General features: G+C 73.9%; 1 protein-coding gene. It reads left to right on the top strand.

Features of this window, described 5'->3' with window-relative positions; translation table 11 throughout:
- Positions 1-495: hypothetical protein (locus tag SFHG_RS10730; RefSeq protein WP_042431973.1), on the top strand; the 495-nt coding region annotated here is incomplete at both ends.

The raw sequence follows: 495 nt of genomic DNA, 5'->3' as shown, positions 1-495 counted from the left end.
TGACCTTCGAGTACACCGAGATGCTCAACGGCGGCGTCGCCCCCAGGGCGTTCTCGCTGGCCGACGACGGGACGCTCCGCGAGCTCGAGACCACGCAGGGCGCCAACTACGTCGAGGGCATGATGTTCGACGTGGCCGCCCACGGCGCCGACCCGGCGTGCGTGGCGTTCGTCGACACCACCGGCCTGGAGGAGAGGCCCTCCGCGCCGCAGGTCCAGGCCCGCTCCTACACCTGGTACGGCGCCGACGCCGCGACCACCGTCGAGATGGGCCGGGTGACCGTCGAGGGCGCCGACCTGTCGGCGCTTCCCGACCCCGACTCCACCGGAGCCTGCGCCGAGGCCACCAGGCTGGAGGCCGGCGACCCGGCCTACGACAAGGTCGCGGCCGCCGTGGCCAAGAGGTGGTCGGGCGACCCGGCGCTGCTCCGGGTCTACTCGTTCAGGGTGCTCGACGGCTCCGGCTCGGAGGTCGCCGTCCCCGAGGGCGCGGAGG

Source organism: Senegalimassilia anaerobia JC110, assembly GCF_000236865.1.
Taxonomy (GTDB): domain Bacteria; phylum Actinomycetota; class Coriobacteriia; order Coriobacteriales; family Eggerthellaceae; genus Senegalimassilia; species Senegalimassilia anaerobia.
This window is presented reverse-complemented; position numbering and strand designations above follow the sequence as displayed.